Source organism: Paenibacillus sp. USDA918EY, assembly GCF_009870825.1.
Lineage (GTDB): Bacteria > Bacillota > Bacilli > Paenibacillales > Paenibacillaceae > Paenibacillus_AQ > Paenibacillus_AQ albilobatus.
The window spans coordinates 129,980-154,985 of sequence record NZ_WTWY01000006.1 but is presented as its reverse complement, the minus strand read 5'-3'; the positions used below and the strand labels follow the sequence as shown (position 1 = coordinate 154,985).

At 49.7% G+C, this 25,006-nt stretch carries 25 protein-coding genes; 18 read left to right on the top strand and 7 right to left on the bottom strand.

Annotated elements, in window-relative coordinates:
* Positions 1-41: 41 nt before the first annotated feature.
* The 12 genes from GQY55_RS14590 (at position 42) to GQY55_RS14535 (ending at position 15,429) form a co-directional block, all read left to right on the top strand.
* Positions 42-1,328 carry an alpha-L-fucosidase gene (locus GQY55_RS14590; RefSeq protein WP_160042604.1) on the top strand — a complete coding sequence of 429 codons (1,287 nt, stop codon included), beginning with the start codon at positions 42-44 and terminating at the stop codon, positions 1,326-1,328.
* 94 nt (positions 1,329-1,422) lie between these two features.
* Complete coding sequence (locus tag GQY55_RS14585; protein WP_160042603.1) at positions 1,423-2,742, top strand: glycoside hydrolase family 125 protein; 1,320 nt, start codon at positions 1,423-1,425, stop codon at positions 2,740-2,742.
* Positions 2,739-5,870, top strand: coding sequence for a beta-galactosidase (locus tag GQY55_RS14580; RefSeq protein ID WP_160042602.1), 3,132 nt, complete (start codon positions 2,739-2,741; stop codon positions 5,868-5,870). Before GQY55_RS14585 ends, GQY55_RS14580 begins: the two co-directional genes overlap by 4 nt.
* A gap of 20 nt (positions 5,871-5,890) precedes the next feature.
* A complete protein-coding gene (locus tag GQY55_RS14575) occupies positions 5,891-6,922 on the top strand; it encodes a carbohydrate-binding family 9-like protein (protein ID WP_160042601.1) in 1,032 nt (343 codons plus the stop codon).
* A complete protein-coding gene (locus GQY55_RS14570) occupies positions 6,919-9,534 on the top strand; it encodes a transglutaminase-like domain-containing protein (RefSeq protein WP_160042600.1) in 2,616 nt (871 codons plus the stop codon). The genes GQY55_RS14575 and GQY55_RS14570 overlap by 4 nt, the downstream gene beginning before the upstream one ends.
* 23 nt (positions 9,535-9,557) lie before the next feature.
* Positions 9,558-10,592: a glycoside hydrolase family 18 protein gene (locus GQY55_RS14565; RefSeq protein ID WP_160042599.1), complete on the top strand. Its 1,035-nt coding sequence runs from the start codon at positions 9,558-9,560 to the stop codon at positions 10,590-10,592.
* A gap of 250 nt (positions 10,593-10,842) precedes the next feature.
* Complete coding sequence (locus GQY55_RS14560) at positions 10,843-11,001, top strand: hypothetical protein (RefSeq protein WP_160042597.1); 159 nt, start codon at positions 10,843-10,845, stop codon at positions 10,999-11,001.
* 48 nt (positions 11,002-11,049) lie between these two features.
* Entirely contained in the window at positions 11,050-11,565 is a 516-nt protein-coding gene (locus GQY55_RS14555) for a GNAT family N-acetyltransferase (RefSeq protein WP_160042595.1), read from the top strand.
* A gap of 23 nt (positions 11,566-11,588) precedes the next feature.
* Positions 11,589-12,977, top strand: coding sequence for a GNAT family N-acetyltransferase (locus GQY55_RS31400; protein ID WP_236575616.1), 1,389 nt, complete (start codon positions 11,589-11,591; stop codon positions 12,975-12,977).
* Entirely contained in the window at positions 12,964-13,308 is a 345-nt protein-coding gene (locus GQY55_RS14545; RefSeq protein ID WP_160042593.1) for a cupin domain-containing protein, read from the top strand. The genes GQY55_RS31400 and GQY55_RS14545 overlap by 14 nt, the downstream gene beginning before the upstream one ends.
* A 63-nt stretch (positions 13,309-13,371) precedes the next feature.
* Complete coding sequence (locus GQY55_RS14540) at positions 13,372-13,968, top strand: AAA family ATPase (protein WP_160042591.1); 597 nt, start codon at positions 13,372-13,374, stop codon at positions 13,966-13,968.
* Positions 13,969-14,526: 558 nt separating this feature from the next.
* Entirely contained in the window at positions 14,527-15,429 is a 903-nt protein-coding gene (locus GQY55_RS14535) for a S1 family peptidase (protein WP_160042589.1), read from the top strand.
* A 14-nt stretch (positions 15,430-15,443) separates the two neighbouring features.
* Here GQY55_RS14535 and GQY55_RS14530 read toward each other — a convergent pair whose 3' ends face one another.
* Entirely contained in the window at positions 15,444-15,902 is a 459-nt protein-coding gene (locus GQY55_RS14530; RefSeq protein WP_160042587.1) for a hypothetical protein, read from the bottom strand.
* Between the two features lie 236 nt (positions 15,903-16,138).
* On the opposite strand from GQY55_RS14530, the gene GQY55_RS14525 reads away from it, so the two are divergent.
* Entirely contained in the window at positions 16,139-16,750 is a 612-nt protein-coding gene (locus GQY55_RS14525) for a M23 family metallopeptidase (protein ID WP_160042585.1), read from the top strand.
* A 61-nt stretch (positions 16,751-16,811) separates the two neighbouring features.
* Here the strand turns inward: GQY55_RS14525 and GQY55_RS14520 are convergent, their stop codons facing one another.
* Positions 16,812-17,246 carry a hypothetical protein gene (locus GQY55_RS14520; protein WP_160042583.1) on the bottom strand — a complete coding sequence of 145 codons (435 nt, stop codon included), beginning with the start codon at positions 17,244-17,246 and terminating at the stop codon, positions 16,812-16,814.
* On the opposite strand from GQY55_RS14520, the gene GQY55_RS14515 reads away from it, so the two are divergent.
* The 3 genes from GQY55_RS14515 to GQY55_RS14505 all read left to right on the top strand — a co-directional run bounded on the left by GQY55_RS14515 (position 17,245) and on the right by GQY55_RS14505 (position 19,551).
* Entirely contained in the window at positions 17,245-17,778 is a 534-nt protein-coding gene (locus tag GQY55_RS14515) for a hypothetical protein (RefSeq protein WP_160042581.1), read from the top strand. The two genes, GQY55_RS14520 and GQY55_RS14515, sit on opposite strands and share 2 nt — an antisense overlap.
* A 763-nt stretch (positions 17,779-18,541) precedes the next feature.
* The gene (locus GQY55_RS14510; protein WP_160042579.1) at positions 18,542-18,946 is read left to right on the top strand and encodes a hypothetical protein; all 405 of its coding nucleotides are present in this window, start codon (positions 18,542-18,544) and stop codon (positions 18,944-18,946) included.
* 110 nt (positions 18,947-19,056) lie between these two features.
* Positions 19,057-19,551: a hypothetical protein gene (locus GQY55_RS14505; RefSeq protein ID WP_160042577.1), complete on the top strand. Its 495-nt coding sequence runs from the start codon at positions 19,057-19,059 to the stop codon at positions 19,549-19,551.
* Between the two features lie 105 nt (positions 19,552-19,656).
* Here GQY55_RS14505 and GQY55_RS14500 read toward each other — a convergent pair whose 3' ends face one another.
* From GQY55_RS14500 to GQY55_RS14485, 4 genes are all read right to left on the bottom strand, one after another.
* Entirely contained in the window at positions 19,657-20,274 is a 618-nt protein-coding gene (locus tag GQY55_RS14500; RefSeq protein WP_160042575.1) for a hypothetical protein, read from the bottom strand.
* A 14-nt stretch (positions 20,275-20,288) separates the two neighbouring features.
* Positions 20,289-21,098: a hypothetical protein gene (locus GQY55_RS14495; protein ID WP_160042573.1), complete on the bottom strand. Its 810-nt coding sequence runs from the start codon at positions 21,096-21,098 to the stop codon at positions 20,289-20,291.
* A 267-nt stretch (positions 21,099-21,365) separates the two neighbouring features.
* The gene (locus GQY55_RS14490; protein WP_160042571.1) at positions 21,366-22,142 is read right to left on the bottom strand and encodes a DUF4367 domain-containing protein; all 777 of its coding nucleotides are present in this window, start codon (positions 22,140-22,142) and stop codon (positions 21,366-21,368) included.
* Positions 22,129-22,695, bottom strand: a complete 567-nt coding sequence (locus GQY55_RS14485) for an RNA polymerase sigma factor (protein WP_160042569.1) — start codon at positions 22,693-22,695, stop codon at positions 22,129-22,131. The genes GQY55_RS14490 and GQY55_RS14485 overlap by 14 nt, the downstream gene beginning before the upstream one ends.
* 573 nt (positions 22,696-23,268) lie before the next feature.
* On the opposite strand from GQY55_RS14485, the gene GQY55_RS14480 reads away from it, so the two are divergent.
* Together GQY55_RS14480 and GQY55_RS14475 are read left to right on the top strand one after the other, a co-directional pair.
* Positions 23,269-23,622 carry a hypothetical protein gene (locus GQY55_RS14480; protein ID WP_160042567.1) on the top strand — a complete coding sequence of 118 codons (354 nt, stop codon included), beginning with the start codon at positions 23,269-23,271 and terminating at the stop codon, positions 23,620-23,622.
* Positions 23,623-23,814: 192 nt separating this feature from the next.
* The gene (locus tag GQY55_RS14475; RefSeq protein WP_160042565.1) at positions 23,815-24,531 is read left to right on the top strand and encodes a SurA N-terminal domain-containing protein; all 717 of its coding nucleotides are present in this window, start codon (positions 23,815-23,817) and stop codon (positions 24,529-24,531) included.
* Between the two features lie 53 nt (positions 24,532-24,584).
* Here the strand turns inward: GQY55_RS14475 and GQY55_RS14470 are convergent, their stop codons facing one another.
* On the bottom strand, positions 24,585-24,809 hold the full coding sequence (locus tag GQY55_RS14470) for a hypothetical protein (RefSeq protein WP_160042563.1): 225 nt from the start codon (positions 24,807-24,809) through the stop codon (positions 24,585-24,587).
* Between the last annotated feature and the right edge of the window lie 197 nt (positions 24,810-25,006).

Genomic DNA, 25,006 nt, shown 5'->3' with positions numbered 1-25,006 from the left:
ATTGAGCCGACCATTTTTGATCCGAAAGGTGCTGAACATATATGCAACAATGGTTTGAAGACGCGAAGCTGGGCATTTTTATTCATTACGGGATTTATGCGGTGGACGGCGTGGCCGAATCCTGGTCCTTTTATAACGGCAGAATGTCTTACGAGCAATACATGAAGCAGCTGGACGGCTTCACCGCTTCGAAATTCGACGCGGACAAATGGGCCGACCTGATCGAAAAATCCGGCGCCAAATACGCGGTGCTGACGACGAAACACCATGACGGCGTAGCGTTGTTCGACACGCAATACAGCGATCTGAGCGTCATGAAAAAAACTCCCGCAAAGCGTGACATCATCAAGGAATACGCCGAAGCGATCACGAAGCGGGGGATTCGCCTGGGCATGTATTACTCGCTCATCGACTGGTCGCATCCGGATTATCCAAGCGTGTACGAAGGCGGCAAAGTGCCGGAGGATTTGAGCACGGTCAACCGGTTTTCGAGCCCGCTGAACGGCGTGCAGGACGAGGAAAAATGGCAGAAGTTTTTGCAATTCAACAACGACCAGCTGAAAGAAGTCTTGACGAATTACGGCAAAGTCGACCTGCTGTGGTTCGACGGTGACTGGGAACGGAGCGCCGAGCAGTGGAATTTGCCGGAGTTCAAGCATTACCTGAAGTCCTTCAACCCGGATCTGATCATCAACTCGAGGCTTCAAGGACATGGAGATTATAAAACGCCGGAGCAAGGCTTGCCGATCACGAGACCGGAAGGACCGTGGGAGTTCTGTACGACGATCAACTCCTCGTGGGGGTACGTGCCGACGGACAACCATTATAAGTCGCTGAATCAGATCATCCGCATGTTCTGCGACTGCATCTCGATGGGCGGCAACATGTTGCTGGACATCGGACCGCGCGAGGACGGAACGATCGACGAACGCCAGGAAGAGATCCTGCTTGGCCTGGGCGACTGGATCCATACGCATGCCGAGGCGGTATACGGAACGCAGGAAGGCATCATGACGCGTTATTACCTTGGAGGCAGCACGTTGTCCAAAGACAAAAAGACGCTGTACCTGTTCGTTTATGACGATCCGAAGGAAAACATCTGCCTGAAGGGATTGTGCAACCCGATCAAGAAGATCACCGTGCTGCACTCGGGGAAAGAGCTTACCCACGAAATTCACGGGGGCGTTCCTTGGTTCAACATTCCGGGCACGACCTGGATTCCTTTGACGGCGGAAGATACGCATGAGCACGTGACCGTGCTGAAACTGGAATTCGACGAAGAAGTGGAGATGTACGGCGGCTCCGGAGCGGTCGTAACGCATAACTAAGGATGAGGAGGCGGCAATCGGAAAGGGGATGTTGCACACCGGGAGCCGCCCCCATCTTTATCAGGCAAAATCATACGTTGCAAAGGAGATTCCGATGGAGCAATTCAGATTACCGAAAATCCAAATGACCAGCTTTGAGCTTCCCAAGGCCGTACAAGACGTACTGAAGGAAGCGGAGGAGAAGCTGGCGCACCGTCCGAAGCTGCTGAAACTATTCAAAAACTGCTTCCCGAACACGCTGGAGACGACGACCAAGCTGATGGACGACGGCACGACCTTCGTCATTACCGGCGACATTCCCGCGATGTGGCTGCGCGACTCGGTCGAACAGGTCATGCATTACGTGCCGTTGGCGAAAGACGACGAGGATCTGCAGCGCATCCTGTCCGGCTTGATCAAGCGCCACATCCGGTACATCCAGATCGATCCTTATGCGAACGCGTTTAATGAGTCGGCCAATGATTGGCATTGGAATAAAGCGGATCAGACCGACATGTCCGCTTGGGTGTGGGAGCGCAAGTTCGAGATCGATTCGCTATGCTTCTCGATGCGCCTTGCCTATGCCTATTGGAAAGAAACCGGCCTTACCGATATTTTCGATGCCGGCTTCAAATCGGCGATGCGCCTCATCTATGACTTGTTCAAGACCGAGCAGCGGCATTTCGAGCTTTCCCCGTACCGCTTCATGAGAGACAACGGCATTCGCCAGGATACGCTTGCCAATGACGGTTTGGGCATGCCGGTCAACTATACGGGGATGGTTTGGTCCGGCTTTCGTTCCAGCGATGACGCCTGCGATTTCCATTACAACATTCCGGGCAACATGTTTGCCGTCGTCGCCCTGCGCCAGATGCAGGAATTTGCGGAGTGGGTGTTCCGCGATACCGATTTCCTGAAGGAGCTGAAGAAGCTCGAACAGGACATCGATCACGGCATTCAATTGTACGGCATTTACCGCCATCCGGAATTCGGGCCGATTTATGCGTACGAAACGGACGGATACGGCAACTACTGCCTGATGGACGACGCGGGCACGCCGGGACTCCTTTCCATTCCGTATCTCGGGTATGTGCCCGCCGATGATCCGGTGTACCAAAACACGAGACGTTTTGCGCTGTCGAAGGCCAACCCGTTCTATTTTGAAGGCAAAGCGGCTAAGGGTATCGGCAGCCCGCACACGCCGGACGGATTCGTATGGCATATGGCCCTTTCGATGCAGGGCATGACGGCCACGACAAAAGAAGAAAAGCTGGCGATGATCGATATGCTGGAGGCGACCGATGCGGATACGGGCTTTATGCATGAGGGCTTCCATGCGGACGATCCGGCCAACTTCACGAGAAAGTGGTTCGCATGGTCGAACAGCCTGTTCTCCAAACTCGTGTATCAAGCAATGAAAGAAGGGATTCTATGAGCCGGAACGTCATCATCTTTTACGATGCGGCATTTCCGGGAAGTCCCGGGCTTGACGATTCGGCCGTCGAAGCATTGCGGCAGCTCGGTACGGTCGTCGCCGCGGCTGACCTGGCTTTCGCTCTTGGCTCCATCCGGGGCGGCTGCTTCGTTAATTTGCATGCGCCTTATTTTCCGAAAACGGCATGGCCGGAAATTCACGCCTTTCTGCGGCGCGGCGGAGGGCTTATTAGCATCGGCGGCGCGCCGTTCAAAATCCCGGTTCGCCCCGAGGAGGGCGGCTGGACGCCCGAAGCGGAGCAAACCGCTTACCACCGCGAGCTGTTCATTCACGAGACGCTGCGCGTAAACGCCGGTCCCGTCAAGTCTCTCGCCGCTTCGGATCGGATTCCCCTCCTGGCTGGCCGCGAGGCGCTTTTTGAGATCCGGGATACGTGGAATCTGGTGCCGCATACGACCCGCAACTGCGATTTTCCGCATGAAATGGGCTCGGCAGGGACGATGAACACGCAGGTATACCCGCTTCTGAAAGGCATCAGCAATGAAGGGCGGGAGGTTGCCGCCCCTGTCGTGTTGTGGGAGAATTCGCGCGGCGACTTTGAGGGTTCCAGATGGCTGTTCGTCAATCTGCCGTTATCGAAGGCGTTCTGGGAACAAGGCGGCGTCGATGCGTTAGCGGAATGGAGCAACTTCTGCGCGGATCCGGTAACGGAGCTTTCCATCACAACCAACTATGCGTCCTACGAGCCGGGAGAGCATGCCGTGCTGATGCTGCAGATGCAGCGGATCGCGAAGCGGGACGATGCGGAGGCTTCAAACAAACGCTGGACGTTTGAGATCACCGTGGAGCAGGACGAAGGCGACCAGTATTGGGCGCAGCGGTTTGCCGCCGAGGTGACGAAATCGCTTGATTTCGTCCGCATTCCCGTGCCGCTGGACATCCAAAGCGGGCTTTACCGCGTCGTATGCCGGGCGTCCTCCGAAGACGGGGAGACACGCGTGCTCCGTCACGGCTTCTGGGGGAACGATGCGGAGCTGCTTGCAAAAGGAAGCCCGGTAACCTGCGGCAGGGACTATTTCGTGAAGGACGGCCGTCCGCTGCCGATCGTCGGCATGACGTATATGGCGTCCGACGTGGCCCGCAAGTTTCTGTTTCTGCCGAACCCGGACGTCTGGGACCGCGATATGTCGCAGATGGCGAAGGCGGGGATCAACTGGATCCGGACGGGGCTTTGGACCGCCTACCGCAATGTGATGCAGGTGGACGGGCATGCGTCCGAAGAGGTGCTTCGCGCGATCGACGCCTTTATCCTTACCGCCAAAAAACATGATTTGCAGGTGACGTTCACCTTCTTCTCCTTTACGCCGGAAACATGGGAGGGCGTCAATCCTTATCTCGACCCGCAAAGCGTGGAGGCGCAGAAGCGGTTCATCCGTTCCATCGTGCACCGTCACCGGGCAACGAGCAACGTCGATTGGGATTTGATCAACGAACCTTCGATGTTTGATCCGAAACGGATTTTCGCGTCGGGACCGAGATCCTGCGGCGACCGGTTCGAGCGGGAGGCCTTCTCGGCCTGGCTGAAGGAACGCCACGGACGGATCGAGCTTCTGCAGGAGCGCTGGAACATGACGCCGGAGCAGCTGCCGAGCTTTGCGGCGGCGGCGATTCCGGGGCCGCAGGAAATCAACTTCGACGTGCAGGACATGATCCTGGAGAAAAAAGGCACGCGTTGGCTCGATTACTGCCTGTTCTCCATGGACATGCACAATCGCTGGGCCAAACAGCTTTATGCCGAGATCAAGGAACTGAACCCGAATCAGCTTGTAACGGTCGGACAGGATGAAGCGTTAGGCGCGCAGCGTCCTTCGCCGTTTTTCTACCAAGAGGCGGTAGACTATACGACGGTCCATTCGTGGTGGCTCAACGACGACTTGGTCTGGGACGGCGTTTTCGCGAAAACGGCGGACAAGCCGAACGTCATTCAGGAAACGGGCATCATGTACGTCGAAACGCCGGAGGGACGAGCCAAACGAAGCGAGGAAGAGCTGCGCAGCATCCTTGAGCGTAAATACGCCTACGCCTTCGCGACCGGAGGAGCCGGCGCGATCCACTGGATTTGGAACACGAACTTTTACATGGATAATGCGAACGAATCGCATATCGGCGCGCTCCGGGCGGACGGCACCGAAAAACCCGAAACGGATGTTTCGTACGCGTTCGGCAAGTTTATGGGCGAAATCCGCGATCTGTTCGAGGGACGCGAGCTTGAGGAAGTCGCCGTCATTTTCCCGTACTCGAACGATTTTTCCAACCGGAAGCTGGCGTACGAAGCAACGACGCGCCTGACGCGCGTGTTGTCCTATCAGCTGAACATCCCTTTCCGCGGCGTATCGGAATATGATTTGCGGCCGCTGGAAAACGACCCGGCGAAGCTGATCCTGCTGCCGAGCGCCCATAATATCGACGGTTCGGCTTGGGAGCGGCTGCTCGGCATCGTGAAGCGGACGGGAGCAACCCTATTGGTAACGGGACCGATCAGCATCGATGCTTACTGGCGGAAAACGGATCGGCTGGCCGACCTGCTCGGGGAAGCGCAGCTTCGCAACGTTCGCCGCGAAGAGATGCTCTGTGTTGACGGAAAAGAGATTCCGGTCTCTTACGGCAAACGCCGGATCGCCGAGGTGAGCAAGGAAACCCGGAGCGGAGGTCCCCTTGAAGCCGCCCCCGGAAGCACGGGAGGCGATGCGGTACGGAATATCCCGCTAGGAAACGGACGCCTGATCTGGTGCCCGCTGCCGATCGAATTGAACGACAGAACGGATTCGATGGCGGAGCTGTACCGGTACGCCATTGCCGAAGCGGGCTGCGGCAGCGGATTCGAATGGACGCGGGGCGACGTACCCGGCATCTACGGCCGCAAGCTGACATTCAAAGACGGAAGTTTGTACGTCTTCGTGTCGGAGTACGCCTTGGACACGAGCGTGGAAGTGGCAGACAAAGACACCGGCGCGACTTACGCATTTGAGCTGGAGCAGGAAAGATCGGTCCTGTTCGCGGCGGACGCCGAAGGACGGATCATTTCCGTCTATCGGCCGCATGAGGTTAAGATCAACACCAAACCATAACTGTCCGGAGGTATAGCGACATGAATTTAAGCGGAGTGCCTGAACCAAAGATCGAATATGCTCCGAAGCATTACATTTGCCGGCGGGCGGCGGGGCCGCTCGAGCTGGACGGGAAACTGGACAAGCCGTTTTGGGGGAACGCGGCCTGGACGGAAGACTTCGTCGATATCGAAGGCGACCTGCGTCCGAAGCCGGCGAAGCAGACCCGGGTCAAAATGCTCTGGGACGACGAATATATGTATTTCGGGGCGGAGCTGATCGAAAATCAGATTTGGGCGACGCTCACGGAACGGGAGTCGGTCATCTTTTATGACAACGACTTTGAAATTTTCATCGATCCGGACGGGGATACGCATCAGTATTACGAGTTCGAGATCAACGCACTCAACACGGTGTGGGACCTGATGCTCGTGCAGCCTTACCGCGACGGCGGACCTCCGGTGAACGGCTGGGACATCCGCGGGTTGAAAACGGCCGTGCATATCGACGGGGAACTGAACAATCCCGAAGCGGACAACCGGAAATGGAGCGTCGAGGTGGCGATCCCGTGGAACATCCTGAAAGAATGCGCGCCCGCAGGCCGTGCGCCGATCAAAGGCGAATTTTGGCGCGTCAATTTCTCCCGCGTCGAGTGGCAGGCCGAGGTTCGGGACGGAAAATATGAAAAAGTGATCAACCCCGAGACCGGCAAGCCTTATCCGGAAGACAACTGGGTATGGTCGCCGATGGGCATCATCAACATGCATTATCCGGAGTTGTGGGGTTATGTCGTGTTTGGGGACGCAGACAGCCCGGATGCATTCGAGCTGCCGCAGGACGAACGCATCAAGTGGGAGCTGCGCAAGCTGTATTATCGCCAGCGCAATTATTTCGAAGCTCACGGGGAATTCGCCAAGGATATCGGGCCGCTGAAAGGCAGCGATGCTTGGAGCATCGAGCCGGCCGTCGAAACGACGCGGAGCCTGTTCCAGATGTCGGCCCCTTCGGCGGACGGAACCGCATTGCTTTGCATTCGCCAGGACGGAAAGCTGTGGAAGGAGGAACGGAAATGACGATGCAGACCGCTGCTTTTTCATTGAATCAAACGGCGATAGATCTGATTGAGCGCAAGTTTCGCGAGAAACGCCGGATGGCGCAGGCAAGGGAACAAGAGCTGTTCGGCATTTTTCAGGAACAACTGACGGAAGAGGAGACTTGGGCGCTGAAATATTTGTACGCTTATATGCCGGTGAACGACATGGCCGATTACGACGGGGCGTTGTTTTTGAGCCATGTCCGCCGGACGCTCGAGATCCGAAAGGCCATGCCTTGGGGCGAACGCGTGCCGGATCACCTGTTTCTGCATTTCGTGCTTCCATACCGGGTCAATACCGAAAACATAGAGGATTCCCGCGGCATCCTGCACGAAGCTTTGGCGGAACGCACGAAATCCTTGTCGATGGCGGACGCCATCCTGGAAACGAACTACTGGTGCCATGAAAAAGCCACCTACATCGGCAGCGACCTGCGAACGATTTCGCCGCTGACGATGATCCGCAATGCCCGCGGCCGCTGCGGCGAGGAGTCGACGCTGGCCGTCGCCGCGCTGCGCAGCATCGGCATTCCGGCCCGGCAGGTATACACGCCCCGCTGGGCGCATTGCGACGACAACCATGCCTGGGTCGAAGCGTGGGCCGACGGAAAATGGTATTACTTCGGCGCTTGCGAGCCGGAAGCCCGGCTCAATCAGGGTTGGTTCAGTCCTCCTGCCCGTCGCGCGATGCTGATCAACACGCGGATCTATGCGGATTATCCGGGGCCTGAAGACATTACGCTCGCCGACGAATGGTTTACGGAAATCAACCTGCTGGAAAACTATGCGCCGACGCGGACGATGACGGTTGCCGTCAAGGATCGGCAAGGAAGTCCGGTGAGCGGGGCGCAGGTACATTTCGAGCTGTACAATATGGCCGAGTTTTATCCGATCGCTACGATTCCTGCGAATGAACTTGGAGAAGCCTCGTTCAAGACCGGCTACGGCGACTTGTTGATCCGTGCGGTACATGACGGCGTTTGGGGCGAGCAAAAAATCACGGTGGCCGAAAGCGACCGGATTGAACTTGTTTTGGATCAGACAGAGCAGCCTTCCGGAACGCAAGATCTGGACATGGTTCCGCCGCCTGAGCGGGAAGGGGACGAAGCGGAAGCTTTGTCCGAAGAAAAAAACCAAAGGCACAACCGCCGACTGGAAGAAGGAACGAAAATCCGGACCGGTTACGAAGCGACCTTCCTGACCGAAGCGGATGCGGCGGCGTTGGCCGGGGAATTCGGACTTCCGGCGGAGCGGGTATGGGACGTGCTGCGCAAGGCGCGCGGGAACGACCGCGAAATCGCAGCTTTCCTCCGCGAGCGCTCGGGCGAATACGGCGAGTGGCCGCTGCGCCTGCTGGAAAGCCTGAACGAAAAGGATCTGGTGGATACGTTCCGTCCGGCGCTCGATGATCATCTCATCGGCGCATTGGGGCGGCGCGGGGAGCTTGACGAAGAGACATTCGTTTCGCATGTGCTTTGTCCGCGCGTGCTGCAAGAAATGATCGTGCCGTACAAGCGCTTTTTCCAAGAAGCGTTTGCCGCGGATGAAGCCGCGATCAAAGCCGATCCTTCCGTGCTGGTTCGCAAGCTGGAGAACGGTTACGGATTATGGGAGGACCTTCAAAATCTGAAGGGCAAAGGCAACCCGGTAGGTACTTACAAACTCATGCACGGGGACGAAATATCGCTGGGCATTCTGTTTGTCGCCGTTTGCCGCAGCCTCGGCATTCCGGCCCGATTGCATCCGAGCGAGCAAAAGCCGCAGTATATGGGGGACGGAGGCTGGAAAGACGCGCCGTTTGCCTCGCGTACTTCCCAAGAAAAAGCGGAGGCGAAGGCGTGGGGCTCGCTGCGACTGCTGCGTGATCCGGAGGCAGCGCCGGAAACGGCGGAAGCCTCGTATTACGAGAACTTCACGTTCGCCCGCCTGGAGAACGGCGTTTATAAGACGCTTGTTTACCCTTACGGCAAAAAAGACGTGTACGGCGAGCCGTTTGAAGTAGAGCCGGGCTCTTACCGTTTGACGTCGGGCGTGCGTTTGAAGGATGGAACGGTTCAGGCGCGCTTCACCTATTTCAAGGTCGAAGCCGGCGAACAAACGGACGTCGTCCTGACGTACCGCCAAGCGAAGCATGACATCCCGGTGCTCGGGAAGATCGACCGCACCAGCGCGTTCGCGAAGCTGGACGGAACCCGCGCAACGTTTGGCGAGCTGATCGGCGCATCCGGCGCCATCGTCGCCTGGATCGAGCCGGAGCGGGAGCCGACGAAGCATTTGTTCCGCGAAATCGGCGAATTGGCCGAAGCGTATGCGAAGCTCGTCGCACCGATCGTGCTCATCATCGGCGACGCCGAGTGGACCGCTTCCTTTGATCCGTCCGCTTATCCGAATCTGCCGTCCGGCACCGTATTCGTGCGGGATTCTTCCTATGCGGCGCTGCCGGATTTCATCGCCCAGTCCCCGGCTAGGGATGCAGGCTACCCGCATCTGTTCGTGCTGGACGCCCAGGATCAAATTCGCTATACGGCTTCAGGTTATAAAATCGGCACCGGCAAGGAAGCGCTGCAGGTGTTGACCGGCGTATGGCAGTAAACTACGAATCGGAGTGAAATCAAATGACCGAAAAAAAATATATCGTCGCGGGTTATGCCGTCGACGCCAAGCTTCCTGACATGACGCGGGAAGACCTCATGAAATTGACCCACCTCAACGTGGCTTTCGGCCATGTCGTAAACGACCGGATTTCGACGGCTCATCTGAAAAATACGGCCGTCCTGCGGAAAATGAAAGACGAGCATCCGCATTTGAACATCGTGTTGTCCGTCGGCGGCTGGAGCGCCGGAGGATTCTCCGAAGCGGCTTCGACCGAAGCCGGCAGGCAAAGCATGGCCGAATCCGCGGTGCAGGCCGTTACGGAATATCCGTTTGACGGGATCGACCTGGATTGGGAATATCCTTGCTACGGCGAAGCCGAAATCGCGTCCAGCCCGGACGACAAAACGAATTTCACGCTGCTGCTCAAAACGATCCGCGAGGCGTTGGACCGCAAGGGCGCGGAAGACGGACGCCATTACCTGCTGACCATCGCGGCGGGCGCGGACCAATATTACGTGGACGGCACCGAGATGGACGAAGTGCAGAAATATCTCGATTTCGTCCAGCTGATGACCTATGACATGCGCGGCGGATTCCAGGTGCTGACCGGTCACCACACGAACCTGTACACGCCGACGGGCGACTTGTTCCGGATCAGCACGGACGCCTCCGTCAAGCTGTTTATGCGCGCGGGCGTGCCGAAGGAGAAAATCGTCATCGGGGCGGCATTTTATTCCCGCGTCTGGCACCAAGTGCCGGACCGCAACAACGGGCTGCATCAAATGGCCGGGACGACCGGCGGGTACGGGCCGGATTTCGCAACGCTTTCCAGGGAGTATATCAACAAAAACGGCTACACCCGCCATTGGGACGAGGAAGCGTGCGCGCCGTACCTGTTCAACGGTTCCAGCCTCATTTCCTACGACGACGAGGAATCGATCGGGCATAAATGCGGTTACGTCAAAGACAACGGCCTTGCAGGCATCATGTTCTGGGAATACAGCTGCGACGACACGCACCAATTGCTTGACGCGATGTTTCGCGGACTGAAGTAATTCATGTTTTGAGACCCGCTGTCATTTTATCCATATCATCATGTTAAAAAGGCTGAAGGCTTGCGGCATCGTTTGGTGCGCGGCCTTCGGCCTTTTTAGCATGGCGGGCGCTCGAAAGAGATTGACCGATCCCCGATTCCTTCGGACGATATCTTTCATGATGCAATTTTAAAGGGATTTTTGTCGGCATATGGAAGTGATTAAGGCGGTGGCTTACAGCATATAAATGATGGCGAAGGAGTGAAGCGGCATGCAAAAAGCATTTATTGTCTACTTTTGGACGGAAAAACGGAATAACCTTGACGAGCTGAACCAGCTGCTGTCCGAAGGCTGGAAGGTGCATAGCCAAAAACCGATGGGCACGGGCGAGTCAGCCGGAGCGTATTCGCTCGTTATTTTAGAAAAATAAGAAGCTGCAGGAATCGTCATGCTTAAGGCCAATATGAGGTGATCGAAAATGACTGACATCATTACATTAAAAAGATTGTCCGAGCCGGCGGAGGCCGGGATGCTGGACGAGGCGTTTTCCCGTCATTTTGGGTGGTATAAGCCGGGGGACTATTATGACAGGTGCTTGCGGGAAAACCGGGAAGGAACGCGAATGACCCTGATGGCTTTTTGCGGGGAGGAGCTCGCAGGCTGCTGCCATCTGCTCCGCCAATCGAAGTATCCGTATTTTCAAGAACGCGGCATTCCCGAAATCAACGACCTGAACGTATTTCCGGAATTCCGTCGCAAGGGCATCGCCAGCCGAATGTTTGACGAGTTCGAGCGCATCGCCGCAGAGCAATATTCCCATATCGGCCTTGGCGTCGGCATGTACGAGGACTATGGAAACGCCCAAAGAATGTATACGACACGCGGATACGTGCTGAACGGGCAGGGCCTGACCTATCGAAACGAAAAAGTGAAGCCGGGCGAAAGCGTCATGGTCGATGACGATCTGATTTTATATTTGATCAAAAAGCTTTAAAGCGAAAAGAGGACGGTGCCCGCATGATTCAATATTCGAACGGCAGGATCACGATATTTCAAAGCGCGTTGTTCCAGACGACATCCACCGTCGTTCATCTGGACGATTTCGTTCTCGTGGTGGACCCGAACTGGCTTCCCGGCGAGATTCGGGAGATCAAGGAGCATGTGGCCGCGGTTCAAGGAGACAAGCCCTGTTATTTGTTGTTCACCCATGGGGACTACGACCATATTATCGGATACAAGGCTTTCCCGGGGGCAAAAACCATCGGGAGCGCCGGGCTTGCGCATCACCCGGACAAAGAGCGGAAGCTGGAGCTGATCCGGGATTTTGATGCCACGTATTACGTGACCCGCGATGATCCGGTCGCTTTTCCGGAACTCGACATCGTCATCGGCGAAGACGGTCAGCAGGTGACGATCGGTTCGACGGCGCTGACCTTTTACCTGGCTCCGGGCCATACGGAAGACGGCTTGTTCGCCGTGATCGACGCGGAGGGGGTCATGATCGCCGGCGATTATTTGTCCGATTTCGAGCTTCCTTTCATTTATCACAGCGCGAAGGCGTACGAGGAGACGATCAATAAAGCCAAGCGAATTTTGCGGGATCATCCGGTTCGCCTGCTCATTCCCGGCCATGGCCGTTATGCCGATGATCGCGCCGAGATGGACCGGCGGGTCCACGTCGCGCTGGATCATTTGATGCGGCTGAAGGAGGCGGTTTTTGACGGCGACGAGGAAGCGCTGGGACAGCTTAAGCTTGAGCATGGATTTTTATCCGAAACGACGATGGAGTGCCATAAGGAAAACGTGAGGATCATGCGGAAGGAGCTGCTGGGAGGAGCCGTCCGGCAAGAAGGACAAACGCTGAATTATGCCATCAGGCCGATTTCGGATCAGGACATCCCGTTTCTGTGGGACATGCTGTATGAATCGCTGTATGTGCCGGAAGGCGGAAAACCTTTTGGCAGGGAGATTCTGCAGGACCCGGCGATCGCCAAATACGCGGAGCATTGGGGTCGTCCGGGCGACATCGGATGGATTGCCGTCACGGATGACGGACAGCCGATCGGTACGATCACCGCGCGTTTATTTGACGAAAGCAACCGGGGATATGGTTACATCGGTCCGGACGTGCCGGAGCTCGGCATGGCGATTTCGCAATCTTATCGGGGGAAGGGCATCGGGACGGCGCTCATGAAGGCCTTATTCGATGAACTCCGGAAGCAAGGGATTTCCCGGGTATCGCTCAGCGTTGATCCCAACAACGAGGCGGCGGTCAAGCTTTATCGGCGTTTCGGTTTTACAGACGTTGACGCCGTGGATACGTCGATCACCATGGTGGCGGACGTGGAGCGTACAGCATATTCATTTGGCGGAGCAAAGGGAGAGGAAGACATTGAAAATCGTTGACTTCGGCAGCGAAAAGGGTAGAATCATTGAAGCCTTTGGCAGCCAGAATCTCGCCATGACCCGCATTTTAAGCAGTTCGGGCGAATTGCAGACGGGATGCATGCATCTTGGACCCAACGGCGTTGTGGGTTACCACCAGGCGACGGTGCCGCAGCTATTTTTGGTTGTGGGGGGAGAAGGTTTCGTCAAGGGAAAAGAAAACGAGGAACTGCCCATTCAAGCCGGCAGCGCCGCTTTTTGGGAAGCGGGAGAATGGCATGAAACGAGAACGGAGCAGGGGCTGACCGCCATCGTGATCGAAGGGGAATCGTTGAAGTTATATTTAGAATAAAGCCGGGAAATCAGGGTTTTTAAAATCTTGATGGCAGCCCGGTTTTTAGTGAGGTGAACAAGTTTGATCATTTGGGTAAACGGCGCATTCGGCGCGGGGAAAACACAAACGTCGCATGAGCTGCACCGGAGGATTCCGAATTCATACATTTATGATCCGGAGAACGCGGGTTATTTTATACGCAAAAACGTTCCAGTATCCATGGCCAAAAGCGACTTTCAGGATCACAAGGCATGGCGCGAAACGAATTACAGCGTGATTAAGTACATTTACGAAGAATATGACGGAACGCTGATCATTCCGATGACGATCGTCAACCCGGCGTATTTCGACGACATTGTCGGCAGATTGAGGCGGGATGGGGTCGTCGTTCATCATTTTGCGCTTTGCGCCGCCAAGGAGACGCTGCTGAAGAGATTGCGAAGCCGGGGCGAAAATGAACGATCTTGGGCTGCGCAGCAAATTGACCGTTGTATCGCAGGGCTGTCTCTTCCCGCATTCGAACGGCAGCTGCATACGGACGACATGACGATATCCGAAGTGGCGGAAACCATTGCCAAGGCTGTCAACATTCAGTTGGTGCCTGATCAGCGCGGAAGCCTGCGAAAGAAATACGACAGGATCATGACACAAATCAAGCATATCCGTTTTTTTCAATAACATGATCATTATGAAAGAGGGATGAATCTGAAAACATCCGAACAAAAACTGGAAGATTACGCTAAACTGCTCGTGCGAAAGCTATGGTTTATCCTGGGGAAGATGAAGGGACGCGGGTAAGTTCGCCAGCCCCCGCCCCTATTGCTTTAGGAAACGATGCAAATGCAGAGACCCAGGCGGTAGCACTTGCATCCACGGACAGCGGCCCTGATTGAGCAAATTCAGCCGCGGCGAAGGAATAACTTCCGATCAATAACGAGGAACATAACAGTATAAGTCCTAGTGTCGATCGCTTTCTTTTTACAAAGGAAAACATCCATAACACCTCCGAGATTGACATTATTGCAGAGAATTTAGATATGACCCCTTCTGTACCTCCCTTCTCTTTATTTTCACTCCCTTTCTAGCTTCTCATCATTTTCCGTTCTTGGTGTATACTTATATAACGTTTGCAACCTACACTATCTGACGAATAGCTCCAAAAAATAGATAACAGCATTTTTATATAGAAGCGATTTAAGACGACGTACGCTCACCTGTCGCAGACGACGGTTCAAAGTGAAGCATTCAAAGAAGGAGCTTATCAATATCCAGGAAGATATACTTCAAAAGTTGAGAAGGGGTTCCCCAAGCCTTTCCAGAGACAATGTGGTAATCAGTTCTAGTGTTAAGGATCAAAAGGTTATCCTTTCGACGGAGCAAGCCGGAGCAAAGGTTTCTGACTTTTCTTCATTATTCCCGGAATATAATGGGTTGATAGAAATTCAAGCAGGGGGCATTAATGAACCTGCAAAAGCAAGAACTGATGCTTTCACAGAAATGGGGGGAGGAATACAAATATCCACCGGCGGAACGTGCAGTTCAAACTCCACCGCTACGAAAGACACAAGGGAATTTCTTATAACAGCAGGACATTGTATTACAAGTACGGGGAGCACAGTAAGTCAAGGCGGGACAAATATCGGGACTCAGCATTTCTCGGCATATGCAGATGGCGGAACCGATGTTGGTTTGGTTTTATTAACCAACACTAATAAAAAAATTGGCAATAAATATTATTATAATAATGTTTCCAACGCAGAATATGATAAAAAATATACTACCACCTCTACTGCACTAACAGGCGAGTTGATTTGTAAATCTGGCGTTACATCAAACGTGACTTGCGGAACTGTAAATGATACAAATGCCTCTGTATCGTATGGATCTATCACACTGTCCAATATGATTAGAGTATACAAAGACGGCGGCGGATTCATTTTGGGAGGAGATAGTGGGGGGACTGTCTTTAACGCTTATACAACGACCCAATTAGTTGGAATCGTCTCTGGCAGGAATACCTCGGGATCACCAGAGGGAACATGGGGATACGTTACCAAAATAAGCCCGGCATTAACGGCCGCTGGCGCTGTTTCCCTTTATACCAGCGATACGACGAAGGTAGTCGATCCAAACAACTAAAGCTTTAAGAAATTCTATTTCGTATATTCTTTCTCTACCCGATCTATAAGTTTATTTAACTCTCTATATTTATCTTCCGGGTCAAGTTTAAAAAAGATACCGGAGTCAAGCTGTTTGAAAAATTTACCTCCCCCACCGAATTCAAGGGAAATCACTGATTCGTCCTTCTTGTTGATCTTTACCATGCGGTAGAAATCAGCTGTTGCATCCCCAATGGGGGAGGTTGCACTGTTCAAAATATCAGTCAATAATTTTATATCTGCAGCTGTCTTTATTACTCCAGAAACCTTATGTTTTACTGGACCCGTGTAAATGGTCACGCTTGAAATATCTTCGCTATTAATTTGAAAATGCTCAATTTTTGAATGATTTGGAGTCTTTGATGTATTTGTTGATAATTTCCCACAGGATATTAGCATAATAGAAAGCATTAATATGATTCCAATACCAAACAAAGACTGAAAATGTTTCATATCCACCATCTCCTACAAATAAGATTATCTATATAAACGGAAATATTTATTGAAAAGTTGCCACAAGGTGCGGATTTATGTTGACGCGGGGCTTGCGAAGCCCTGATGCGGCGCTGGACAAGCCGTGTCCGGAATGATTTGGTATTATCGTTGGTGCACTGTTTATCGAATCGTTATTTTTCGGAAACCGCGACGCACCATACGACCACTGCTTTTAGCCGTTATTTGTTACTGGAATGGGGACGCTCGCAAATCTGGATACTCGCTCCTTAGGCGGACCCTTTTTCCTGTTGGCCAAAAACGGCGCGACGACCGGCAACCTGGAACGTGCGATTTTTGCATACAACCACGATCAAAACTATGTCGCAGAAGTGATGATGTATGCGAGACTTTATGTCACGGAAGGGTTTATTCCGATTGAAGTCATTGAACCGTCCGAAAGCGGCTTTGCGCGGCCTGTTCCGGGCGTCGTTACCTCTCCTTTCGGCATCCGGATCGATCCGGTTACCGGCAAGCCCGGCGCATCTCACGAAGGCATCGATTTTGCTTGCCAGGCGGGACAGCGCATTCCAGCCTCCAAAGCCGGTAAGGTTGTGTATGCCGGATGGCAGGACGAACGAAACCCGAAAAGCGGGTATGGGATATTCGTTTGGATCGATCATGGCGGCGGATTTAAGACGACGTACGCTCACTTGTCGCAAACAACGGTTCAAGTCGGGGACGTCGTGCAGGCCGGGGATGTTGTCGGCGTATGCGGCTCTACAGGCAAAAGTACAGGCTTGCATTTGCACTTTGAAATTTTCGTAAATGGGCGGCGTGTCGATCCGGCTCCGTATATTGGGCTGTAGGGACGCTTTTTAAAAGTAAAACGAGGGTGCCGTTTAGCACCTCGGTTGCCAGCTAATGCTGCTATTCCTTTTTCTTATCTTTAAGAAATTGTGCCATACCGTTTGGCTCTTCTGAAGTTACGCCCATTTCGGGCATTTCTCCAGTTTCACCGTCGTATAAAGAAGTAACGATAGCTTTTTCAACTGGCGACCCATCTACATAATGTGTTTTATCAAATTTGGATATTAGAACCCATACCATGCGATTGGGATCGATTGTATGATTGTATCCGCCATCTTCATATTTATCAAAGTAATCTTTATAAGTCATTAGCTCTTTTACAATATATTTTCCTCCTTTTTTGGAGAGATCAGCGTCGGAAACATATCCATCTATGCTTTCAACTTTTTTAACATTTAACATCTTTCCTTTATTGTCCTTATATTTTGTATCGATTACTGTTACTTGTTTCCCGTCAGGATCGGGTGCTAAATCATGGCTTTTGAAGGCGGACATGTGTAGCTCACAAAATAAAGCAAATACTAAGGAAATAAACGAGTTAAAAGATAACATTGGGCAGACAAAGGACGTCGTATTTAAGAACTTAAAGCTTGAGGAAGGAAAGGATATCGAACAGTTCAATGGAAAGGCTGGAATATATGCTTTCAAAAAGCAGTATAGTCTATATGGTGAACCACTTACCCTTACACTTATGTTTGATTTAAATAATGACAAATTGTATGGTTTTATGTATGTAAAGGGATTTAAGAATCAGAATAAAGACGCATATGATCTTACTAAAAAGTTGTATACTAATTTGAAAAAGGCTTTTGGTGAACCAACGACTTATCCCGGATTGTGGAACAGTATTTCAAAAATTCCAAGTTACGAAGATTTACCGAAGAAATCTTCAGATGAGTACTTTGACTCGTGGAAAGTAGATGATGGATTAGATGTTGAGTTGCGTTTGAATATATCAGGAGATCAAGATAGCAATATCTCCGTCATATACAAAGTAAACACCTCTTCTGAAGACTGGAACAAATAGCCTGAAGGGGGTTGTAGTCCGATTCCATTAAAAGATAAGGTGACAATGTAAAAAATGTAAAAATAACGCCGAAAAAAATGGGCCTCTTCGCATGATTCCGAAGAGGCCATGTTTTTTTACTTTTGGGATACGGAGCCTTTGCTCCTTATTGGAGTATTTAAAGGGGGAGGAAATTGAGACAAAGGGTAGGCTATTGCTTTGGATTGCTGCTCGCAGCCATTATCCATTTGATATTATACGCGTCCTTGTTGTTTAAATCGGTTGAGCTAAATGATCAGGATGGAAACGCCGTCGGGTTTGTTCTATTTTTGATGATCGTTCCAGTATTGCTTGCTATTGTTGGAGCTCTTCGGGGCCGAGCGCTTTGGTATACTGCTTTTATATGCTCTCTTCCGGGCTTGTACGTCTTTTTTGCAGGAAACGGGTATGCGAAATGGTTTATCGTTTCACCGGCTCTCTTTTTATTGACCGCGATTATTCTGCAAGTGCGGCAAAGAAGCTGCTCCACATAGGAACAGCTTTACATATTGCAACTGGAGTCGGGGCTTCCCGTTTTTTTGTATTTGGAAAATTCACTTTTAAAGCGTTAGGGAATGGGAGTTACATTGGTTATATAAATTGAACCCAAAATAGTTAAGGAGGGCTATCTAGTGAAGACGTTCCGCATCCCTTTCCATAGAGAAAAACGAAACGACGAGGAAAAAGGACTTTTAGGGATATAATTCAAAATATAGTACAATGGACGAAACACAGGAGTATGGCGGTGAATGTTATGAGAAAGTCTTGGAAAATTACAATTCCCATTATCTTAGTGCTTATTATTTTAGGCGTCTTGTATATCAATAACATCGGATATGGCAATTTAAAGTATATGTATAGGCTGCATACAACGAATCAGAGCGTAATATTTGCTCAAAATGATGAGAATGGAAATGGACAATACCTTACACGAGTCAACGATCCTGTTAAGCTTTTGCAAGAGCGGCTAGAAAATAGAGGTTGGAAATTCTCTAAACAGGATGGTGCAGGATACTTTTTTGAAAGAGACAATCAGGAAATCATAATTACGATAAAGAAATGGAATCATAGCTATTACATCTATAAAGTTCCCAATAATTCTATAGATATAGAAGGATACCCCGCCCAAAAGGGCGGGGCTTTTGTTTGAAAATTTAATTTTTATTTCATAATTAAAATCTTTTTTGAGAGAAATCGTTAGGGAATGCGAGTTACATTCGTTATATAAATTGAACCCAAAATAGTTAAGGAGGCTGCACTTTGATCGTAGAGAAAAATTTAATTCGGCGTATCACTGTATTATTGGGGCTGGCCGTAATGCTCTTGCTGCCTGTTCAGGCATTCGCTCAAGACACCGGCGCGGCCGCTCATGCGAAAACACCACCTCCGCCGTCGTTCGTTTCCCCGTTTACCGTATTCGACCCCAATTTCGATTACTTGGAAAAGGGGCAAGGATACCTAACCGATCAAGGGAAACAAAAAGTCAACATATGGGGCGAGAGTTATGGAACTGTCCGTGTGGATAAAATCGGCGTTCAGCTCACCTTGCAGCGTTGGACAGGCTCGGAATGGATCGATGTCTATTTTGGAGCGAGCGTCGAAGATAGCAATACGGCCTATGCGTATTCTTCTATTCGAGATATTTCGGTTTTGTCCGGTTACTACTATCGGACAAAATCTTATCATTGGGCAAAAAAGGGCACGACTGTAGAATCCGGATACCGTTACTCATCCTCGTACTTGATACCTGAATAAATACATAATTCCCTTGAGGACGAGCGTGGAAGTGCGCCGCGGATGTTGAAGAGGAGGGATTAAAAGAATGGAGTCGTGCGATTGCACGGCTCCATTCTTTATCAATCACGGCTTTAATCCTTGTCGCTCGGGAAGGGGAGAAGAGCTTTTTATTTGTAACAGATATTCCGTATCCTTCCCCTGTTCGGCGGTTAATAAATTGACCGTTAGTGTACTATGGTCTTTTCCTTCCCATGAAACGTTTTTCCCCTGTGCAGAAGCATCGCCTGCACCATCTAAAATGTTTAGATCATTCGCGTTCGGTTTGGGAAGTGTCTTTGACAAATTTGTTTTAAGCTCCTCGCAGAATTGGGCAAAAAGTTTGTTGTCCGTCGTAGAAAATAAATATTCGCCGGATACAAATTTGTCATCTGAAAACCGATAAATTACTATCTTTTTTAGTGAGGAATTGTTGAATGAGAATGATTCTTCCGCTTTCAAAACATCTCCCTTTTCCGAGTTACTGTCATCCAGTTGCTTTTGTTTCATCACTTCCTGCTTGGTGGTCAGCCAAGGAAGATCCCCGAAAACAAAAACGCCATCGTTATAAACATTTTTCAGGAGTTGGCTAGAGTCCCCTCCCCCTGTAGATGGATTTGCTTTGGAAGAACAGCCACTACCAATGAGAACGATACACAAGATGGAAAAAATAATAATTCCGAAAATTCGTCTAGTTTCGCGCATGCAGTTCAGTCCTTTTATTTGGAGTATACATAGTAGCTTCTGTCATCCGAACGGCTTTTGCCATTTACAGTGTAATCAAGCTTTAAATAAATGAGTCCGCCATGATTAAAATAATCGGTAAGCAAAACAACTCTGTCTAATGGCATGGTATGGTTACCATCAATATATACGGAACCTTTCGTTGGGTTACTCTTTTCAATGCTGCTTCTGATGAAATAATCATCTTGAACTTTCGTTTCGCTAAGTGGCTTATCGATGCAATCCGGATACTTATAAAGTTCTCCTCTGGTATCATACCAAACTCTCATATTTGATACGCTCACCGTAGAATTGTTTGAGGACCACCAAGCTTCTATTCCTGCATGACGATAGAAGTTGGCAACATTTTTTAATGAAAAATAATGTGCATAGGATGTTCGAACAGTTAGCGTAACATCAACAAAAGTTGTAGGAACTTCCGAAGTATCCATAGGCTTAATCACATTTTGATTCTGTGCATTGATTTTGGACAAGAAATCGAAGCTATTTACCAAGTTTTCATTTTCATCTACTTTATAAGGAACGATGGTCGTCACAACTGTTTCGTCGTTTGCGGTCAGACTTTCCAGTTGGACCGCGTAGCCTTGGTCCATCTCAACGATTTTAGGATCGCTGGCGCTTGAAAGGGAGTATTGCCCAGCATGTGCGGATATAATTTCATTCACGATGATGTCTGCATTCGACGGGAGTTCTTGTTTATTTTTTTCAGATGCAAAGGCCGGAAAGGAAAAACAAAAAACTAAAGCGAACGAGACAATGGAAACGATGAAATTTTTCATTTTCATATGAATCGCTAACTCCCTTCTATTTTAGATGATTCTCTAATATAAACAAACCGGCCCTCCTTTCAATGGTATTGAAATTCAGCCTTCACATATATAACGAAAATGAATCAACCATTCTAACGTCTAACGGATATTTTTTTATTTTATTTGTACCGATTGGGGAAGGAAAAGGGTTTCCGCATGCATGCCAGGAGAGGATGAGGAGCAAGAAGACTTTCCATTTTATAAGGACTGGCAAAAAAGCGAACAGGTTTCCCCGTTCGCTTCTTATTGTAAAGATTCTGCCAGCTTTAAGATTTCGGATTCCGTCAGTTTTCCGGATACGGATACCTTAATCCGATCGGTTGTGAGCCATTCCAAAGTAACGAAGCCTTCCGGCAAAATAACGAGCACGCCTTGGTTGCTTTTTATCATGATTTCTTTTATCGTTCCTGCGTCCGCAGAAATGTCACTCTTTACACTGGTCGATCCTGGTTCAAGTACACGCTCGCTGATTTTAAAAATATCCTGGGCGTCATTCACATATTCCAAAGACACATTATGATACAAGCCGTTGGCTTCTCCAAAAATGCGAACCGCATCAAGCGAATAATGCTCCGGTACAAAACTAGGCAACAGCAGCGGAAAGGATAGTTTGGTTTTAGCAACCTCAAGTGTAGTTTCTTCCGGAACGGATGCCGGTTCATCGGTAATCCTTGTTTCGGGCGGGGGACTCGTTTTCGCCTTAGATGTATCTTGATCTTCCATTGTAAAGAAAAACTCCACTATGCGGTCCTTGACCTCCCGAAACAGCGTAGACATACTGGCATACGTTTTAGAGATATTGCCTGCAGCGGCGACATCAATAACAAGCGCAGCTACGATCACAGCGGCTACGATTTTCAAGCGGTAAAAGTTTTTCTTTTTTCGGCGGTTCTTCTGCAATCGAACATGAACCTTTTGCCAGGATGGCGTGGGGTCGGGAATCTCGATGCGATCATAGTAGTCCTTTACCGCCTTTTGAATGATCCGATCCTGTTCATGGTTATGTTCATTCATTGTCATCAGTCCATTTTCTTAAAAAGTGTTGAAGCAATTTTTTTCGCGCCCTCGCCAAACGCTGGGTAAGAACGGATTCAGTCATGTTCAGTTCCCGGCAAATTTCCCGGTACGATTTCCCCTCCATGTAAAATAGAAGCAAAATCGTGCGATACTCCGATTTTAATTCATCAATTGCCTGATGAAGCATCTCGTCTCTTTCTTTGGATTCAACCATGCTAGCCACACTAACTTCATCGAGAGCCATGTCACTTATATTAACGAAAGGTTCTGCGAATATCTGACGGTCCCGTTTTAATTTTCTTAAATAATCCAAGGCAGTATTGCGTGTAATTAGCTTGATCCAGGCAGGAATGTTCGTGTCGGTTTGCATCTTAGGTCCTTTGGTAATGGCCTTCATAAAGGCATCTTGAATAATATCTTCCGTAAGCGCATGGTCACGAACCATGAAATTTATATCCCGGTAGACGAATTGGTAAAAAGAACGATAAACCAGCTCTTGAATCGTTTCATCCAGGTCGTCCAGTGGGCTTCTTATGAAATAGAACCATTGTTCCATAAGACTCCCCCGATGATTGTTATATGTGAAACAGAACTTTTGCGGCGTTTTGTTTATTATTAGTATACCGCATAACTAGAAATGGGAGGAATCGTATGGGCTGCGAAAAGTTTTTGTGTTTGTCGTTAGATTGTGGAGGTTGAGATCGTTATATAGACATACATCCAAGAAGGACGGTGATTTCAATTTTTTCAAGCGGATTAGTGTTATTAGGTAGCGGCTTGTTTTTTTAGTCATTAGTGGGTTTGAAAAAATACTCCTATACAATGCTGTGCAAGAAAGAGCCGAGGCCAGAAGTCTGGATTTTGTACTAACCTATATTCCGTCTTATTTTTGGCGGATTACAACGATCACTTTATGGTCAGGAGTTGCTTTAGTCGTTATTGGTCTAGGTTTCATTATTTTTTCGATGAATAGAAAAAAAATTTCAAGAGATCGGTGAACATAACGCCGGTTTCTTTTTTAAATAAATTTTGAAATATTTCGTTAGATTATGCCAGATTTCAGCGTTATATATAATGAACAGCGAGATTCACACAGGCGGTAAAATTACTTAATTGGAGGATATGTACCATGAAAAAGGCAAAGTCCCTAGTAATGCTTTCCTGTTTGTCTCTGGCGCTTGCGTTGCCAAGCGCTGCATTTGCCGCTGTTGACACTCACGATAACACTGGATTTATTTTCCAGTATGGTCCCGATGGCGGCGTGACGTTTAGTGTCTCAGCGAAAACAGCTTCGATCTTGGATTATTCCAGCACGTATATTGGGGGAAACAAATATCTGAACACCTATACCAAGTCGGATGCGAGCATTCAGTCGGACAGCTCCTACGGTCTTAGTAGCTGCAACAGCAGTATGAATGTTCGTAATACGACTAATTTCAACGGTTCTTCGGTCAGCTTAACTCAAAACTCCTCCTACGGGTGAATCCTGGAACGACCATCGTTGGGAAGAACAGCGGAAGCGGCTGGAGCACATCACTGACTACAAGTTATAGCGTCAGTGTTGACAATGAAGGATATGTATATCCTGCCCCGAATGCATGCTTTGGGGGCGGAGCTGTGAAAGATTCATTCACGATCTCGCATTAAAAAAATAAAAGAAAGTGGGTAAATCACGATGAAATTATCCAAGTTAACCGTAGTTATTGGCGGCGCTTGCTTGTCTTTGTTGCTGGTTGGCTCGGCGTTCGCGGCTAATGCTTTTACTCCGTCGGCGGATAAAACCCAAATTATCAGTTCGACCTTTGATGAACTCAAAGGAAAACTTGAACAATACAAAGACAAGCGAAGCTTGGCGGCTGATGTTCCATTGGTTCAGGGGGACGACTTCCAAATCTCCAAACAGGATTTTATTTTTTATAAGAGCAACATGGAGATGATTAACAAGCTCCAGAATAACGGTTCCAAGTCCCTTAATTCTGCATCGTTTTCCGACGATACGCTGATTGGTGAAATGGTGAAGAAAGAGCTGACCGTCAGCTACGCGAAAAAGTTAGGTCTGGAAGTCACACCTCAAGAAGTGGATGCTGTGATCCAGCAGGAGCGGTCTTACCTAAACGATTTCTCCATTACTGGGGAAAACAATGAACTTGTTCGCGAAATTATGAAATATCGCATCGGAATGACCGGCTTATCCGATGATGAGTTCTGGAATAGTGAATCGACGAGGGAACAATACGAAAAAGCCCTGCTGATGGGCAAGTTGTATGATAAGCTAGTAGCGGAAGGGAAATTCGAAAAAGGGGATGGGGCAGCGTTTGGAAACTTCCAAAAGACTCTCCTTGAGGAAGCAAAAGGCTCTGTCATTGTAAATAAAGAGGTGTTGGATAAATAAACGGGTTCCTTGCCCTTACAGTTGAAAGCAAGACTGTAAGGGTTTTTCTTTCCTTATCGGAAAAACTGTACAATATACAGTATGATAAAAAGAAGAGTGCATACTGCAAAGATTGAAAATACAAAATACCCAAAATAGCGAAGGATACGAGGCATTTTTTTCATATCGATCTTATTGGTCGGCACACCCATAATGTTTCTATAGTGATCGGTTACGGAGTTAAAAGAAGGTATTTCTTCTTGGGTTTCACTTTTTTCTTCATCATTCGGTTGTTTCATAAGAAACACACTCCTCTTTTTGCGTTTATATAAATAAAGTATTTTTCTTAGAGATTAATTGAAAATTATGAAACCTACAAGAGACACGATGATACGGTGATGCCTTGGCCCTCAAAGATGAACGAACAGCAACTTATTTCATTTTTTTCTGGTGTTTCTTTCATTAATACCCCCAATTCGCTTGTGCTGTACTTAAA

Coding starts and splice junctions, on each gene's coding strand:
- GQY55_RS14530 (WP_160042587.1), bottom strand. CDS start 15,902: ATGAAACATTTTCAGTCTTTGTTTGGTATTGGAATCATATTAATGCTT.
- GQY55_RS14580 (WP_160042602.1), top strand. CDS start 2,739: ATGAGCCGGAACGTCATCATCTTTTACGATGCGGCATTTCCGGGAAGT.
- GQY55_RS14565 (WP_160042599.1), top strand. CDS start 9,558: ATGACCGAAAAAAAATATATCGTCGCGGGTTATGCCGTCGACGCCAAG.
- GQY55_RS14560 (WP_160042597.1), top strand. CDS start 10,843: ATGCAAAAAGCATTTATTGTCTACTTTTGGACGGAAAAACGGAATAAC.
- GQY55_RS14525 (WP_160042585.1), top strand. CDS start 16,139: ATGGGGACGCTCGCAAATCTGGATACTCGCTCCTTAGGCGGACCCTTT.
- GQY55_RS14475 (WP_160042565.1), top strand. CDS start 23,815: ATGAAATTATCCAAGTTAACCGTAGTTATTGGCGGCGCTTGCTTGTCT.
- GQY55_RS14470 (WP_160042563.1), bottom strand. CDS start 24,809: ATGAAACAACCGAATGATGAAGAAAAAAGTGAAACCCAAGAAGAAATA.
- GQY55_RS14485 (WP_160042569.1), bottom strand. CDS start 22,695: ATGGAACAATGGTTCTATTTCATAAGAAGCCCACTGGACGACCTGGAT.
- GQY55_RS14575 (WP_160042601.1), top strand. CDS start 5,891: ATGAATTTAAGCGGAGTGCCTGAACCAAAGATCGAATATGCTCCGAAG.
- GQY55_RS14515 (WP_160042581.1), top strand. CDS start 17,245: ATGTGTAGCTCACAAAATAAAGCAAATACTAAGGAAATAAACGAGTTA.
- GQY55_RS14480 (WP_160042567.1), top strand. CDS start 23,269: ATGAAAAAGGCAAAGTCCCTAGTAATGCTTTCCTGTTTGTCTCTGGCG.
- GQY55_RS14555 (WP_160042595.1), top strand. CDS start 11,050: ATGACTGACATCATTACATTAAAAAGATTGTCCGAGCCGGCGGAGGCC.
- GQY55_RS31400 (WP_236575616.1), top strand. CDS start 11,589: ATGATTCAATATTCGAACGGCAGGATCACGATATTTCAAAGCGCGTTG.
- GQY55_RS14520 (WP_160042583.1), bottom strand. CDS start 17,246: ATGTCCGCCTTCAAAAGCCATGATTTAGCACCCGATCCTGACGGGAAA.
- GQY55_RS14585 (WP_160042603.1), top strand. CDS start 1,423: ATGGAGCAATTCAGATTACCGAAAATCCAAATGACCAGCTTTGAGCTT.
- GQY55_RS14590 (WP_160042604.1), top strand. CDS start 42: ATGCAACAATGGTTTGAAGACGCGAAGCTGGGCATTTTTATTCATTAC.
- GQY55_RS14495 (WP_160042573.1), bottom strand. CDS start 21,098: ATGAAAATGAAAAATTTCATCGTTTCCATTGTCTCGTTCGCTTTAGTT.
- GQY55_RS14490 (WP_160042571.1), bottom strand. CDS start 22,142: ATGACAATGAATGAACATAACCATGAACAGGATCGGATCATTCAAAAG.
- GQY55_RS14570 (WP_160042600.1), top strand. CDS start 6,919: ATGACGATGCAGACCGCTGCTTTTTCATTGAATCAAACGGCGATAGAT.
- GQY55_RS14500 (WP_160042575.1), bottom strand. CDS start 20,274: ATGCGCGAAACTAGACGAATTTTCGGAATTATTATTTTTTCCATCTTG.